A 14982-nucleotide genomic window follows, 5' to 3' on the forward strand; every position below is an offset into this window, starting at 1 on the left:
CACATGATCTGCGGCACCACGGTGACGCGGAAGTAAGGGGACGGGGCCGGGATCTGACCGATCTCGCCGTCAACGTACGGGCCGATACGCCCCCGGCCTGGCTGAAGGCGCGGATAGCCGCGTCGCTGGGCACGCTCGCCGCCTACCCGGACGGCCGTCCGGCGCGGGCGGCGGTCGCGGGCCGGCACGGATTGCCGGTGGAGCGCGTGCTGCTGACGGCGGGTGCGGCGGAGGCGTTCGTGCTGATCGCACGGGCGCTGCCGGCCTGCCGTCCGGTCGTGATCCATCCGCAGTTCACCGAGCCCGAGTCGGCGCTGCGTGCGGCCGGGCACGAGGTGCGACGGGTGCTGCTGTCGGCCGAGGCCGGTTTCCAGCTGGACCCGGCGGCCGTGCCCGAGGACGCGGATCTGGTGGTGATCGGCAATCCGACCAACCCCACGTCGGTCCTGCATCCGGCGGCCGCACTGGAAAAACTGGCGCGCCCCGGGCGGACATTGGTGGTCGACGAGGCGTTCATGGACACGGTGCCGGGCGAGCGCGAGGCGCTGTGCGGGCGTACGGACGTCCCGGGGCTCGTCATACTGCGCAGCCTCACCAAGACCTGGGGGCTCGCGGGGCTGCGGATCGGTTACGTACTGGCCGCCCCGGAGACGATCCGCGCACTGGAGGAGGCGCAGCCGCTGTGGCCGGTGTCGTCCCCGGCGCTGGCCGCGGCCGAGGCGTGCATGGAGCCGCGAGCCCTGGCCGAGGCGGCTGCCGCGGCGGAGCGGATCGCGGTGGACAGGGCCCACCTGGTCGCGGGGATCAGGGAGTTCACCGAAGTGCGGGTGGTGGAACCAGCCGAGGCATCATTCGTCCTGGTGCGGCTGGAGGGGGCCACCGAGGTACGGGAGCGGTTGCGGGCTCTGGGGTTCGCGACGCGGCGTGGAGACACGTTTCCGGGGCTCGGTCCGCAGTGGCTGCGGCTGGCAGTACGCGACCGTGCGACGACCAACCGCTTGCTGCAGGCCCTCGACCAGGCACTGCAAACGCTGACTGCGGTCACACACTGACGGGACGGCCGCGCTCCGTCTCAGAGGCTGTCGGGGAGCGGCGTTCCGTCATGCGAACACCGCCCCCGCTCCCCTCCTGGCCTACGGCCTCCCCCCTCGGGCCTTGAGAGGCTGTCGGGTGGCCTCTGAGAGGTCAGCCCTGTGCGCGGCGCCTGACCACGACCATCGCCCCGGCACCCGCCGCCAGCAGCACGGCCGCGCCGCCCGCGATGTACGGCGTCGTGGAGCTGCCACCCGTTTCTGCGAGGTTGGAGTCGACGGCCGGGGCGTGGCCGGTGCCGGTCTGGGGTTTCACATTGCCGCCGTCACCGCCGGACGTGCTACCGGACGTGCCGCCGCCGCTGGAGCCACCGCTACCGGAGGTGCCTCCGCCGCTCGTTCCGCCGTTGCCGGAACCGCCGTTATCGCCGCCTCCTGTCGCCTTCGGTGTCTCGCAGGTCGCCTCGGCGAGCGTGACCTCGCCCTGTACATCGGCGACGTTCAGCTTGAGCGGGTTGACCGAGACCTTCAGCTGAAGCGCGGCCGCCGCCGCGGTGCGCGAGGTGGTCTGCGTCTTCGACAGGTCGAGGGTCACCTCTCCGACGCCCGGCACCTTCACCTGTGTGGTGCCGCCTGCGCTGAGGGTGATCCGCTTGCCGAGGACCGACACATGCCCCAGCACGTTCGACTCGGCGACCGGCTTCCGGCCCACCTCACAGACCGCCTTGGAGGTGACCTTCTCGACCTCGATCAGCGAGAGCAGCGGCAGTCCGGGCACATGGACCGAGGCCTTCGCGAGATTGCTGTAACCCTCGGCCCTGTGCTCACCGACGGTGGCCCTGGCGGTGGCCACATCGGCGCTCAGCACGCTGAACGACCGTCCGTCGTCCACCCCGTCGAGCCGCACGCTGAGCGCGGTCTTGTCGGCGCTGGCCGGTGCCTGCACTTCATTGAGCGTAACCTTGAGCGGCACATCGATCGTCTTGTTCAGGAGCGAGACGTCGAGTGCGGTTCGGAGCACGACCGCGCTCGCCTTCCCGTCGCCGGTGGTCGTGGTGGTCGCGGTGGCGGCCTGCGCCGGGACGGCGACCAGCAGGGCGACGGGAGCGGCGGCGACCGCCAGGGCGGCCAGGCGGAAGGTGTTGCTGTTCAAGATGGTGGAACCCCCACAAGAGACATGGAGTCACCGGCACCGTCCAATGGGGGACATCGCGGGCACTGGTGACCTCGACCCCGAAAGCTTTACGCACGGAGGGTGAACTGGCAGACACCTGACGTGAGTTCACCCCAAAGGGGGGTTTTCGCGCCTGTATTCGATTATCTCGGTACGTTCTTTCCTCGGGGTCACCGACAGGCGCTCAGAGGCACCCGACAGCCTCTCAGCCGATCACCCGGCCGTTCAGCACCACGCGTCGCGGCGCCGCCAGCACCCGTACGTCCGCCCGCGGGTCCTCGTCGTACACCACCAGGTCCGCCGGTGCGCCCTCTTCCAGTACCGGCCGCCCGAGCCACTTCCGCGCACCCCAGGTCGTCGCGGACAGTGCGTCCAGGGCCGGGATGCCCGCCTTCACCAGCTCGGCGACCTCGTCCGCCACCAGCCCGTGGGCGAGCACCCCGCCCGCGTCGGTGCCGACGAAGACCGGAACCCCGGCGTCGTACGCGGCGCGCACGGTGTCGTAGCGCCGCTCGTGCAGCCGCCGCATATGGGCCGACCAGCGGGGGAACTTGGCGTCACCGCCCGCCGCGAGCGAGGGGAAGGTGGCGATGTTGACCAGCGTGGGGACAATCGCGACACCGCGCGCGGCGAAGAGCGGAATGGTGTCCTCGGTCAGCCCGGTGGCGTGCTCGATGCAGTCGATCCCGGCCTCGACTAGATCGCGCAGCGAGTCCTCGGCGAAGCAGTGCGCGGTGACCCGGGCGCCGAGCCGGTGCGCCTCGGCGATGGCCGCCCGGGCCGCCTCGCGCGGCCAGAGGGCCGTCAGGTCACCCACCTCCCGGTCGATCCAGTCGCCGACCAGCTTCACCCAGCCGTCGCCGCGGCGCGCCTCCTGGGCGACGTACGCGACCAGATCGTCCGGCTCGATCTCGTGGGCGTAGTTCCGGGTGTACCGGCGGGGCCTGGCGATGTGACGTCCAGCTCTGATGATCTTCGGCAGGTCCTCGCGGTCGTCGATCCACCGGGTGTCGGACGGGGAACCCGCGTCCCGCAGCAGCAGCGCACCCGCTTCCCGGTCGGCGATGGCCTGCTTCTCGCTGGTCGCCGCGTCGACGGCGCCGTGGTGGTCGAGCCCGACGTGACAGTGGGCGTCGACCAGCCCCGGCAGCGCCCAGCCGGTGACGGTCACCGCCTCGTCCACGCCGGCCGGCCTCCCGTACGAGATCCGTCCGTCGACGACCCAGAGCTCGTCGCGGACGTCCTCCGGTCCGACGAGCACCCGCCCCTTCACGTGCAGCACCTGCGGTGCCCTGTGATCGCTCATGAAAAGCACTGTACGAGGTGCCGCCCGGCACCCTGAGTACGCTTCGACGGAGGCACTGTCCGTAACCGCCTCTCCCACTGCCAATCGTGGGCGAGGTCGTAAGCAGCAGCGCACCGACCCGATCCGAAGAGAGCACCACCGTGACGCACCCGTTCCTCGACCTCGCCCCGCTCACCGCCGCGCATTTCGCGGCCATCGAGAGCCGGGTGGCCGGCCTCCTCGCCACCGAGCAAGACGTCGTCATCATGCAGGGCGAGGCGCTGCTCCCCCTAGAAGGCTGCATCCGGGGCGGCGCCCGGCCCGGCTCGACCGCCCTGAACGTCGTCACCGGGCCATACGGACAGACCTTCGGGAACTGGCTGCGGGACTGCGGAGCCAATGTCGTCGACCTGGCGGTTCCGTTCCACACGGCGGTCACCGCCGACCAGGTCGCGCGGGCGCTGGCCGAGCACCCGGAGATCGACTTCGTCTCCCTGGTCCACGCCGAGGCGGCGACCGGCAACACCAATCCGGTCGCCGAGATCGGCGAGGTGGTCCGTTCGCACGGGGCACTGTTCATGCTGGACGCCGTCGCATCGGTGGGCGCTGAGCCACTGCTGCCGGACGTATGGGGAGTCGACCTCTGTGTGATCGGCGCGCAGAAGGCGATGGGCGGCCCGGCCGGGGTGTCGGCGGTGTCCGTGAGCGAGCGGGCCTGGGAGCGGATCGCCGCCAACCCCCAGGCCCCGCGCCGCTCGTACCTCTCGCTCCTGGACTGGAAGGAACGCTGGATCAACGGCGGCCGCAAGGCACTGTTGCACGCCCCCGCCCAGCTGGAGATGCTGGCTCTGGCGGCGTGCGTGGAGCGGATCGAAGCCGAGGGCCTGGATGCGCTGATGGCCCGGCACGCCGCAGCTGCCGCGGCAACGCGCGCGGGTGCGGTGGCTCTCGGTGGCGGTCTGTCGCCGTATGTCCATGAAGCGAAGGACGCCGCGCCGGTCGCGACGACGCTGCGCGCCCCGGCGGGCGTCGACGCCTCCGAGCTGGTCGCGCGGGCACGCGCAGCCGGCCCGTCGCTGCCGCTGATCGCGGGCGGCGGTGCGCTGTCCAAGGAGATGATCCGGGTCAATCACTACGGTGTGGATGCGACGCGGGGCGCGGTGCAGTCCTCGCTCGCGGCTCTGGGGGCGGCGCTGGCCGATGCCGGCCGGCAGGTCGACTTCGAAGCTGCCCGCAAAGCCGTTTCGGAAACCTGGCCGAGCGAGTAATCACTCCGAATCAGCACCGGAGCGTCCATATTCCATGAATGCGGGGAGCTGCTTTATTCCGAGCAGCTCCCCGCATTCTTCTGCCCGCTTTCCAGAACCCTAAACACGCAAGTTTTCAGCAGTTCTATCCACACAATTCCATTGCGTCACCCGAGAGTTACAACCTTGTGACCGACTCCACATCGCGACCGTTATGCCGGATAAATGGCCCTCAAAATGGGGGAAAGCGCGGCCGGATCGCGCCGGTGCACGCGCCCGCGTGATAACACAAGGAATCGCCCCGCCCAACCCCTTACGACAATGCAATTTCAGAATTTGCTGGGTAAGTTCGATTCGCATGACCGCCGCACCAGCAGATTTTGCAAGTGCCCGAAGCGAATTCCTCACCATCGACACCCCACAAGTGGAGGACGGGGCCGCGATCTGGCGCATCGCCCGCGACTCCGAGGTCCTGGACCTCAACTCCTCGTACAGCTACCTGCTGTGGTGCCGTGACTTCGCGGCCACCTCCGTGGTCGCCCGCGACGAGACCGGTGGACCCGTCGCCTTCGTGACGGGATACCTCAGGCCGGACCGCCCCGAGACACTCGTCGTCTGGCAGGTGGCCGTCGACCACGGCCACCGCGGGAGGGGACTGGCGGGAACGCTGCTGGACGCGCTGACCTCGCGGGTCGCCGCCGAGCAGGGCCTGGCCTCGGTCGAGACCACCGTGACCCCGGACAACACCGCGTCGGACCGACTGTTCACCTCCTACGCGCAGCGCCATGACGTGGCCCTGGAGCGCGAAGTGCTCTTCGACGGCGGGCTGTTCCCGGAGGGAACGCATTTGCCGGAAGTGCTGTACCGCATCGGCCCGTTCCGTGCCTGACCGCATCGGCCCGTTCCGCCTGCGAGCGCACCGGCCCGTTCCACGTCCGGGCGCACCGGCCCGTTCCGTACCTGAGCACACCACCCCCCTCAAGCAGGAGATTCCCTGTGACCATCACCCCGCCCGCACTGAGCGTCTTCGAGACCCTGGAGTCTGAGGTACGGAGCTACTGCCGCAGTTGGCCCGCAGTGTTCGACCGTGCGCAAGGCGCCCGCCTGACCGACGAGGACGGCCACACCTACCTCGACTTCTTCGCCGGCGCAGGATCTCTCAACTACGGCCACAACAACCCGGTACTGAAGCGCGCGCTGATCGACTACATCGAACGCGACGGCATCACCCACGGCCTCGACATGGCCACCACCGCGAAACGCGCCTTCCTGGAGTCCTTCCAGAACAATGTGCTGCGCCCGCGTGACCTCCCGTACAAGGTGATGTTCCCCGGACCGACCGGCACCAACGCGGTCGAGGCGGCGCTGAAGCTGGCCCGCAAGGCGAAGGAGCGCGAGTCGATCGTCTCGTTCACCAACGCGTTCCACGGCATGTCGCTGGGCTCGCTCGCCGTCACGGGCAACGCCTTCAAACGGGCCGGGGCCGGTGTCCCGCTGGTGCACGGCACTCCGATGCCGTTCGACAACTACCTCGACGGCCGGGTACCCGACTTCCTCTGGTTCGAGCGGCTACTGGAGGACGAGGGCTCCGGTCTCAACAAGCCCGCCGCCGTGATCGTCGAGACGGTGCAGGGCGAGGGCGGCATCAATGTGGCGCGCCCCGAGTGGCTGCGGGCCCTGTCCGATCTGTGCCACCGGCGCGACATGCTCCTGATCGTCGACGACATCCAGATGGGCTGCGGACGTACGGGGGCGTTCTTCTCGTTCGAGGAAGCCGGCGTCACCCCCGACATCGTCACCCTGTCCAAGTCCATCAGCGGCTACGGACTGCCCATGTCACTCTGCCTGTTCAAGCCGGAGCTGGACATCTGGGGGCCGGGCGAGCACAACGGCACCTTCCGCGGCAACAACCCGGCGTTCGTCACGGCCGCCGCCGCGCTGGACGCCTACTGGGCGGACGGCCAGACGGAGAAGCAGACCCTGGCCCGGGGCGAGCAGATCGAACAGGCACTCCTTGCGATCTGCGACGAACACGCCCGGCTCGGTGCGCGGTTCCGGGGCCGCGGCCTGGTCTGGGGCATGGAGTTCACCGACAAGTCGCGCGCCGTCGCGGTCTGCGCCCGTGCCTTCGAGCTGGGCCTCCTGGTCGAGACCTCCGGTCCGCAGAGCGAGGTCGTGAAGCTGCTGCCGCCACTGACCGTCACCCCCGAGGAGCTGGACGAGGGCCTGCGGACGCTGGCCCGCGCGGTCCGCGAGACGTCCTGACCACCTGACCACCGCCCGGGTTCCTCCCGTCCCGGGCGGGCACGAACAGAAGCACCTCCGCAGAGAGAAAGGCACCGACCACCGTGATCGTCCGATCGTTCAGTGACATCGAAAACACCGACCGGCATGTGAAGGCCGCTTCCGGAACCTGGGAGAGCAAGCGCATCGTGCTCGCGCAGGAAAAGGTGGGTTTCTCGCTCCACGAGACCACGATGTACGCGGGTACCGAGACATCGATGTGGTACGCGAACCACATCGAGGCCGTCCTGTGCGTCGAGGGCGAGGCCGAGCTCACCAATGACGAGACCGGCGAGAAGCACTGGATCACCCCCGGCACGATGTACCTGCTGAACGGCCATGAGCACCACACCATGCGGCCGAAGACCGACTTCCGCTGTGTCTGCGTCTTCAACCCTCCGGTCACCGGACGGGAGGAGCACGACGAGAACGGTGTCTACCCCCTGCTGACCGAGGAGGGCTGAACCATGACCGCCGATGTACGCGTCGATCCGTACCCCACACGCGGCGCAGCCGAGATGATGACGCCCCGCCAGGACCCGGTCATCTGGTCCCTGCCCGGCGCCCCGGGGCCGGTCGCTGTGAAGGATCTGCAGGGCTTCGAGCGTGATGGCTTCCTCACCATGGACCAGCTGATCACACCGGACGAGGTCGCCGTCTGCCACGCCGAACTGGACCGGCTGATCGCCGATCCGGCGGTGCGGGCCGACGAGCGCTCGATCGTGGAGCCGAAGTCGCGGAAGGTACGGTCGGTCTTCGAGGTCCACCGGATCAGCGAGGTCTTCGCCCGGCTGGTCAGCGACGAGCGCGTGGTGGGCCGGGCCCGTCAGATCCTCGGTTCGGACGTGTACGTCCACCAGTCCCGGATCAACGTCAAGCCTGGCTTCGGCGCTTCGGGGTTCTACTGGCACTCGGACTTCGAGACCTGGCACGCCGAGGACGGAATGCCGAACATGCGGGCGGTGTCCGTGTCGATCGCGCTGACCGAGAACCACGACACCAACGGCGGGCTGATGATCATGCCCGGTTCACACAAGTCCTTCCTCGGCTGTGCGGGCGAGACGCCGAAGGACAACTACAAGAAGTCCCTGAAGATGCAGGACGCCGGCACGCCGTCAGACAATGCGCTGACGGAGCTGGCCGACCGGCACGGCATCAAGCTCTTCACGGGCAAGGCGGGTTCGGCGACCTGGTTCGACTGCAACTGCATGCACGGCTCGGGGGACAACATCACCCCGTACCCGCGCAGCAATGTCTTCATCGTCTTCAACAGTGTGGAGAACGCCGCCGAGGAGCCGTTCGCGGCGCCGGCGCGGCGTCCGGAGTTCATCGGGGCGCGGGACTTCACCCCGGTGAAGTGACGTGCAGGCGAGCTGGACCGAGCAGGGGTGGGGCGACGTCCATCGCGCCACCCCCTCGCCTAACTCGGTGGACCGCGACGGCCGTGAGCGGCGACAGTGAGGCCCATGACTTCACTCGTACGTCACATCACGATCGACTGCGCCGACGCCTACGAGCTCGCCGGTTTCTGGTCCGGGGTACTCGGCGCCCCGCTCTCCGACGAGGACGCCCCCGGCGATCCCGAGGCACTCGTCGAGGCCCCCGGTGCCGCGCTGCTGTTCATCTCGGTGCCGGAGCCGAAGAGCACCAAGAACCGCATGCACCTGGACCTTCAGCCGCAGGACCGTACCCGGGACGAGGAGGTCGAGCGGCTGCTCGGCCTGGGTGCCACCCTCGTGGCCGACCACCGCAAGCCGAACGGGCGGGGCTGGGCGACGCTCGCCGATCCGGAGGGCAATGAGTTCTGCGTCGTGTGCAGTGCGGCGGAAAGGGCTGCGCTGACCGGGACCCGGCTCCCGGTCACGGCGGACGACGTGACCACCGCGGTCCGTCTCGCGGTCGCCGCGCTCCGGGAGTCCCCGGTGGACAACTGGCTGGTCCCGGCCGGGTCACTGGAGTGGAACTGCTGGGAGACCGCGGAGCACCTGAGCGACGATCTCTTCTCCTACGCCGCCCAGTTGGGCCCGCGGCAGCCGCCGCTGGACACATATGTCCCGTACCGCTGGAGCGCCGAGTACAGGGGCGGTCCGGTGAACGCGATCTTCGCCGACCGGACGGCAGGACCCGCCGGGCTGCTCCAGACGCTGGAGGCGAGCGGCGCGCTGCTCGCGGCGATGGTACGGACCGCCTCGCCCGGAGTCCGCTCGTACCACTCCTACGGGGTGTCCGACCCGGAGGGCTTCGCCGCCATGGGCATCGTGGAGACCCTGGTGCACGTGCATGACCTGGCCGCGGGCCTGGATGTCCCCTGGGCTCCGCCCGCCGAACTCTGCGACCGGGTACTGGCCCGGCTGTTCCCGGACGCCCCGAAGGACGCCGACCGGTGGGCCGTCCTGCTCTGGTCGACCGGCCGCGCGGAGCTGCCCGGCCGTCCGCGGGTCACCTCGTGGAAGTGGCACAGTGCGCCGCTGGACGAGTCCGGCGAGGAGTAGCGGACAGCACGTCCAGGGCCCGGTCCACATCGGCCTCCGTGTTGTACAGGTGGAAGGCCGCGCGCAGACTTCCCGCCCGGTTCGAGACGATCAGCCCGGCCCACGCCAGCTCCGGCGCCCGCCCGCCGAGTCCGGGCACGGCCACGATCGCCGACTCCCCCGGCACCGCCTCGTGCCCCAGCCCGGCCAGCCCGGCGCGCATGCGGGCCGCGAGCCCGGTGGCGTGGGCGTGGACGGCGTCGACGCCGACCTCGCCCAGCAGAGCGCGGTACCGGGCGATGGTGCCGCGCTGCGAGCTCAGGCGTTGCTGCCCGTCTGCGGGACCTCGCAGGCACCGTCGGCGTCGCATGCCGCGGCGTCCTCGCCGATCGCGGTCAGCGGTCGGTCCTTCCACGCCTGTTCGAGCGCCTGGGCGAAGACCTCGGCGGGCTGGCCGCCGGAGATCCCGTACCGCCGGTCGAACACGAAGAACGGCACCGCATTGGCCCCCAGCTCGGACGCCTCGCGCTCATCGGCCCGCACCTCGGCGGCGTACGCCTCCGGGTCGGCGAGGACGGCGCGCGCCTCGTCGGCGTCGAGCCCGGCCTCGACAGCCAGCTCGACCAGCACGTCACCGTCGAAGACGGAACGCTCCTCCGCGAAGTTCGCCCGGTAGGCGAGGCCCAGCAGCTCGTCCTGGCGGCCGCGGGCCTTGGCCAGGTGGAGCAGCCGGTGGATGTCGAAGGTGTTGCCATGGTCGCGGCCCTCGGTGAGGTAGCCGAGCCCCTCTGCCTGCGCGTTGGCCGCGACATTCGCCTCCATGGCCCTCGCCTCTTCGCGAGTGCGCCCGTACTTCTGCGCCAGCATGTCGATCACCTGCACGGTGTCGCCCTTGACATGCGTGGGGTCGAGCTCGAAGGACCGGTGCACGACCTCGACCTCGTCGCGGTTCGCGAACCCCGCCAGGCCCTTCTCGAAGCGGGCCTTCCCGATGTAGCACCAGGGGCAGGCGATGTCGCTCCAGATCTCGACGCGCATGTCTCTTCTTCTCTCCGTTTTCACGTACGTACAGCTCAGGCGGCGCGGAGCCATCCTCCGCTCCTGTGGTCAACGTGCGAGCGAAGGCCCTCATTCCCCGGATCGGACCGTGGCCACCGCGACCGGCGCCGCGGTCAGCCTGCCGGCCTCGCGCAGCAGTTCTCGGTCTCGAGGACTCGGAGCAGGCCGATTAGTCAACTTTGACTTCTCCGGGGTCCACCCGCATAGTGGCGGGCCGGACTCGAGAGGAGACCCCGTCTTGTCGCAGATCAATGACAACGCCGTGCACCAGGTGGAGTTGGAGCGAATTCAGGTGTCCGCCATGTGGGGGTTGCTCGACGAACGGCTCGCCGACACACGAGCGCAGCTGGCGGACGTACTCAGGTCGCCGGCCACCGGTGCGGGTGCCGTGTACGAGAGGGAGGTCGCGGCTGAGCGTCTGGCGAAGGAGGTGCGTCGGCTGGAGGGGGCTGAGGGCGGGCTGGTCTTCGGCCGGATCGATGCCGCGGACGGGACCGCCCTGCGCATCGGACGGCTCGGTCTGCAGAGGGACGAGGACGAGCTGCCGGTGCTCGTGGACTGGCGGGCGGACGCGGCGCGGCCCTTCTACGAGGCGACACCGGTCCATCCCATGGGCATGCGGCGCCGCCGTCACCTCCGCCTGGAGGAACGTACGGTGGTCGCGGTGAGCGACGAGCTGCTGGACGGCTCGGCGCCGACCGCCGATGACGTCGTCGGCGACGGGCCGTTGGCACAGGCCCTGCAGGCACGCCGCACGGGACGGATGGGGACGGCGGTGGCGACGCTGCAGGCCGAGCAGGACGCGATCGTACGCTCCTCGCACCGGGGGGTGAAGGTGGTGCAGGGCGGCCCCGGCACCGGTAAGACCGTGGTGGCACTGCACCGGGCGGCATACGTGCTGTACGCGTTTCCGCGTGTGGCCGAACGGGGTGTCCTGGTACTCGCGCCGAACACGCGGTTCCTTGAGTACATCTCGCAGGTACTGCCCTCGCTCGGGGAGAACGACGTCGTCCTGGCGACCTGTGAGGAGCTGGCAGCCATCGTGCCGGACGCCCTGGAGGCGTTCGACGTGGCGCGGCTCAAGGGCGCTTCCGCGCTGGCCGACGCGTTGGCGGGCCTGGTGCGCTCCCGGCAGGCACCGGGCGGCGACTTGGCGGTGCGGGTGGGGCAGGAGTGGATCCGTCTGGAGGACGGGGAGGTCGCCGGGGCGCGGGACGCGGCCGTGGCGAGCGGCCTCGCACACAACCCGGCGCGTCAGGTGTTCAAGGAGCTCCTCGTCGACGCCGTCACGGACACGCTGGCACGCGGCGCCGCCGAGACCCTGGAGCGCATCGATGCCGAGGTCGCGCAGCTCACCGGCGTCGACCTCGACCGCGTCGTGGCGGCCGACCTGCGCAACCTCGGCATGGACGAGGCGCCGGGGGCGGAGGCAGCCAACGGGTTCGACGCGGACGCCGTCCGGGCCGAACTCCTGGACGACGCCCACGTCGACCAGGTCGTGGAATCCCTCTGGCCGCGTCTCGCGGGCGAGGACGTCGTACGGACCCTCCTCACCGACCCCGACGCGCAGGCCGCACACCTGCCCCAGCTCACCGACGACGAACGGTCCCGTCTGCTGCGTGCTCCTGACGCCCCGTGGACCGACGCCGACGCGCCGCTCCTGGATGAGGCGGCAAGCCTGGTCGACGGCCCGCCGGAACAGACGTACGGGCACGTCGTCGTCGACGAGGCGCAGGAGCTCACCGCCATGCAGTGGCGGATGGTCGTGCGCCGGTGCCCCGCCAGGTCGATGACGCTGGTGGGCGACTTCGCCCAGGCCGGCGCCGCGTCGGCCGCACGCAACTGGAACGAAGCCCTGGACCCGCACATCGGACGGCGCTTCGATCTGCACACCCTGACCGTCAGCTACCGCACAACGCAGGAGATCCTGGCCACCACCCGGGACCTGCTCGCGCGGATCGCTCCTGGCCAGACACCGAGCAAGTCGATCCGCCACGGGGACACGCCCCGCACCCTCACAGCGCACCCGCACGCACTCGCCGCCGCACTCGCCGGGGAGCTCCAGGCCCAGGCCGCGGCGCACCCCGGCGAACTGCTCGGAGTGATCTGCCCGGACAGCAGGGTGGAGGAGCTGCTGTCCGCGGGGATCGCCCGGCATGCGCACCTGGTTCCGGCATCCGAGGCGCGGGGCCTGGAGTTCGACGCGGCTGTCGTCGTGGGGCCGCAGGAGATCACCGCAGCCCGCCACGGCGGAGAAAGGGACCTGTACGTCGCCCTCACCCGCGCCACCAAACGCCTCTGCACCATTGCCATTCGGCCCGCTTGACGGACCACCCCAAACCGTCACCCGGCGGCTTCGAGGAGGGCTTGCGGACCGGCCTGGCGCCCAGCGCTGTACTGCTGACGCTGACCGCCGGCTGCCGGGTGGCGGGCCCCAGCAGACTCAGCAGGAAACGGCCGGTCTAATACGCAGTGGTGAGTTCCCAGAACCGGAAGACAGTCGATGTGTCCAGGCAATTCTGCAAACCCCGGACGTTCTCGTGGGCGACTGCGTACTGCTTGCCCTGCCAGAGCGGCAGGAGCGGCAGCTCGCGCGCCACGATGTCCTGCAGCTTGATGAACTTCTGCCGGGTGCTAGCGCGGTCGGTCATGGACGAGGTCTGCGGAATGATCTGGTTGGTTATCTCGCTGTTCTCGTAATTGTTCGACAGGACGTTGCCCTTACCGAAGAACGGCAGGGTGAAATTGTCGGGGTCGGGATAGTCCGGCACCCAGCCCTTGACATAGACGCCGTACTTGCCGTCGGCGATGTCCTGCTCGTATTGATCGAACGGAACAGTCTTCATCCTGGCGTCGAAGAGTCCGCTCTGGTTCAGCTGATCGGCGATGGTCCGCAATTCGTCGTCGGTAGCCGGTCCGTAACGGCTCGGGGTGGACCAGAGGGTGAGTTTCACCTTGCTGGTGATACCGGAGTCCCTCAGGACCTCCCTCGCCTTCTGCGGCTGCGCGCCGTCGCCGTACGTGTCGAAGAAGGAAGTGCCGTGGCCGGTGATGCCGCCCGGGACGACCGAGTAAAGCGGCGTCGTCGTGGACTCGTAGACCTCGCTCAACAGGGAGTTGCGATCGACGAGATAGGCGATGGCCTTGCGCACGGCGATCTTGCCGACCACGGGGTCGGCCATGTTGAAGACCAGGTGCTGGACCTCGGCGCTGCTCCCCTGGACTACGTCGATGCCGTCCTTCCCTGCGGTGGGCGAGGCATCCAGGGCGGCTATCGCCTTGGCGGTCAGGCCACGGTATGCGACGTCGACCTCGCCCTTCTCCAGAGAGGATTTGAGGGCCTGCTGGTCGCCCTGGAAAAGTTGCAGCGTCACGCCGGAGTTCTTCACCTCGGCGGTTCCGTGGTAGCCGGAGTAGACCGAGAAGACGGCCTTCGACTTGTCGATGGAGTCCAGCTGGTAGGGACCGGAACCAACCGTCTTGCCTCCCTTGAGCAGCCTGTCCTTGGGATAGACATGACGGTCCACGATGGAACCGGCACCCGATGCGATCTTGCTGGGAAATGTCGCATCGGGCACCTTGAGGTGGAAGACGACGGTCTTCTCACTCGGGGTACTGATCGACGAGATGGTGGAGAGCAACGGCGCCGGGCCCGCCGGGTCGTTGATTCCGATCGACCGGTCGAAGGAGTATTTGACGTCCGCCGAGGTGAGGCTGTTGCCGTTGCTGAACTTCAACCCGCCACGCAGGGTGCAGGTGTAGGTCTTGCTGCCGTCCGAGAAATGGCACTCCTCGGCGGCCTCCGGCACAGGGGTGGAACTCCCGGGCGGGAAGCTCAACAAGGACTGGAAGACGTTGTTGAACAGCAGCCAGGACCCCGGGTCGTACCCCGCGGCCGGATCCGTCGCAAGGATGCCATCGGACATCCCGATGACCATTTTCTCCTTGGACTCGAAGGGCCAGATCTGATCCTGGGAGCCGCAGCCCGTCAGCAGCACCACTGCCAATCCCCCGGCAATCAGGGTGCTCGACCGTCTCGTCCGAACCTTCACAGAACGTGCCTCATACTCTCGGCCGGCCGCGTGGGGAGCGTCCCCGGACAACCGGATCAGGTCAGGAAGTACTGCGAACGCCGCGACCCGTCCAGCACTGTCAGCCCGGCCGGGCGTGATGGTGCGGACAGACAGCGTGCCTGGACTCGGCGTTCACCAGAAATTGCAAGCTTGATAACTAACTGTCAAATTTCCATTCGGTGAACGACAAAGGGCAGGTCGCGGTCAGTCTCGTGGTGCCCTTGGACAACCTAGTAGTACACCAACGCCGCAGGATGGCGCATCGTGCGCCAAAAATTCCCGCTGACATCCGGTGGTGTTGGCCTGGTATGCCTGGTATCAGATCGCGGGGCCGAGCCGACCGACCCGATCGCCACCTC

General features: G+C 69.1%; 11 protein-coding genes and 2 pseudogenes. 8 read left to right on the plus strand and 5 right to left on the minus strand.

Features of this window, described 5'->3' with window-relative positions:
- Nucleotides 1–2: 2 nt before the first annotated feature.
- A pseudogene (cobC, locus tag ABT115_RS00380) lies at nt 3–1052 on the plus strand (Rv2231c family histidinol phosphate aminotransferase CobC); the annotation flags it as partial.
- 133 nt (nt 1053–1185) lie between these two features.
- On the opposite strand, the gene ABT115_RS00385 reads toward cobC, so the two are convergent.
- Complete coding sequence (locus tag ABT115_RS00385; RefSeq protein WP_351782102.1) at nt 1186–2184, minus strand: SCO1860 family LAETG-anchored protein; 999 nt, start codon at nt 2182–2184, stop codon at nt 1186–1188.
- 226 nt (nt 2185–2410) lie between these two features.
- Nucleotides 2411–3487, minus strand: a complete 1077-nt coding sequence (locus ABT115_RS00390) for an amidohydrolase family protein (RefSeq protein WP_351783006.1) — start codon at nt 3485–3487, stop codon at nt 2411–2413.
- Nucleotides 3488–3651: 164 nt separating this feature from the next.
- On the opposite strand from ABT115_RS00390, the gene ABT115_RS00395 reads away from it, so the two are divergent.
- The 6 genes from ABT115_RS00395 (at nt 3652) to ABT115_RS00420 (ending at nt 9512) form a co-directional block, all read left to right on the plus strand.
- Nucleotides 3652–4758, plus strand: coding sequence for a pyridoxal-phosphate-dependent aminotransferase family protein (locus ABT115_RS00395; RefSeq protein WP_351783009.1), 1107 nt, complete (start codon nt 3652–3654; stop codon nt 4756–4758).
- Between the two features lie 337 nt (nt 4759–5095).
- Nucleotides 5096–5626: a diaminobutyrate acetyltransferase gene (gene ectA, locus ABT115_RS00400; RefSeq protein ID WP_351782105.1), complete on the plus strand. Its 531-nt coding sequence runs from the start codon at nt 5096–5098 to the stop codon at nt 5624–5626.
- Nucleotides 5627–5733: 107 nt separating this feature from the next.
- Entirely contained in the window at nt 5734–7002 is a 1269-nt protein-coding gene (gene ectB / locus ABT115_RS00405; protein ID WP_351782108.1) for a diaminobutyrate--2-oxoglutarate transaminase, read from the plus strand.
- Between the two features lie 83 nt (nt 7003–7085).
- Entirely contained in the window at nt 7086–7484 is a 399-nt protein-coding gene (locus ABT115_RS00410) for an ectoine synthase (RefSeq protein WP_093539722.1), read from the plus strand.
- A gap of 3 nt (nt 7485–7487) precedes the next feature.
- A complete protein-coding gene (thpD, locus tag ABT115_RS00415) occupies nt 7488–8381 on the plus strand; it encodes an ectoine hydroxylase (protein ID WP_351782111.1) in 894 nt (297 codons plus the stop codon).
- A gap of 105 nt (nt 8382–8486) precedes the next feature.
- Nucleotides 8487–9512, plus strand: a complete 1026-nt coding sequence (locus ABT115_RS00420; RefSeq protein ID WP_351782113.1) for a VOC family protein — start codon at nt 8487–8489, stop codon at nt 9510–9512.
- On the opposite strand, the pseudogene ABT115_RS00425 reads toward ABT115_RS00420, so the two are convergent.
- Nucleotides 9460–9774 (minus strand): annotated as a pseudogene (locus ABT115_RS00425) (hypothetical protein); the annotation flags it as partial. The gene ABT115_RS00420 and the pseudogene ABT115_RS00425 sit on opposite strands and share 53 nt — an antisense overlap.
- A 35-nt stretch (nt 9775–9809) precedes the next feature.
- Entirely contained in the window at nt 9810–10529 is a 720-nt protein-coding gene (locus ABT115_RS00430) for a DsbA family oxidoreductase (protein ID WP_351782116.1), read from the minus strand.
- Nucleotides 10530–10788: 259 nt separating this feature from the next.
- Here ABT115_RS00430 and ABT115_RS00435 point away from each other — a divergent pair, with 259 nt between their 5' ends.
- Nucleotides 10789–12876, plus strand: a complete 2088-nt coding sequence (locus ABT115_RS00435; RefSeq protein WP_351782119.1) for a HelD family protein — start codon at nt 10789–10791, stop codon at nt 12874–12876.
- A 136-nt stretch (nt 12877–13012) separates the two neighbouring features.
- On the opposite strand, the gene ABT115_RS00440 is transcribed toward ABT115_RS00435, so the two are convergent.
- Nucleotides 13013–14602 carry an ABC transporter substrate-binding protein gene (locus tag ABT115_RS00440; protein ID WP_351782122.1) on the minus strand — a complete coding sequence of 530 codons (1590 nt, stop codon included), beginning with the start codon at nt 14600–14602 and terminating at the stop codon, nt 13013–13015.
- Nucleotides 14603–14982 lie beyond the last annotated feature (380 nt).

This window comes from Streptomyces sp. NPDC001832 (assembly GCF_040297265.1).
In the GTDB taxonomy this organism is placed as follows: Bacteria; Actinomycetota; Actinomycetes; order Streptomycetales; family Streptomycetaceae; genus Streptomyces.

Coding starts and splice junctions, on each gene's coding strand:
- ABT115_RS00430 (WP_351782116.1), bottom strand. CDS start 10,529: ATGCGCGTCGAGATCTGGAGCGACATCGCCTGCCCCTGGTGCTACATC.
- thpD (WP_351782111.1), top strand. CDS start 7,488: ATGACCGCCGATGTACGCGTCGATCCGTACCCCACACGCGGCGCAGCC.
- ectA (WP_351782105.1), top strand. CDS start 5,096: ATGACCGCCGCACCAGCAGATTTTGCAAGTGCCCGAAGCGAATTCCTC.
- ABT115_RS00420 (WP_351782113.1), top strand. CDS start 8,487: ATGACTTCACTCGTACGTCACATCACGATCGACTGCGCCGACGCCTAC.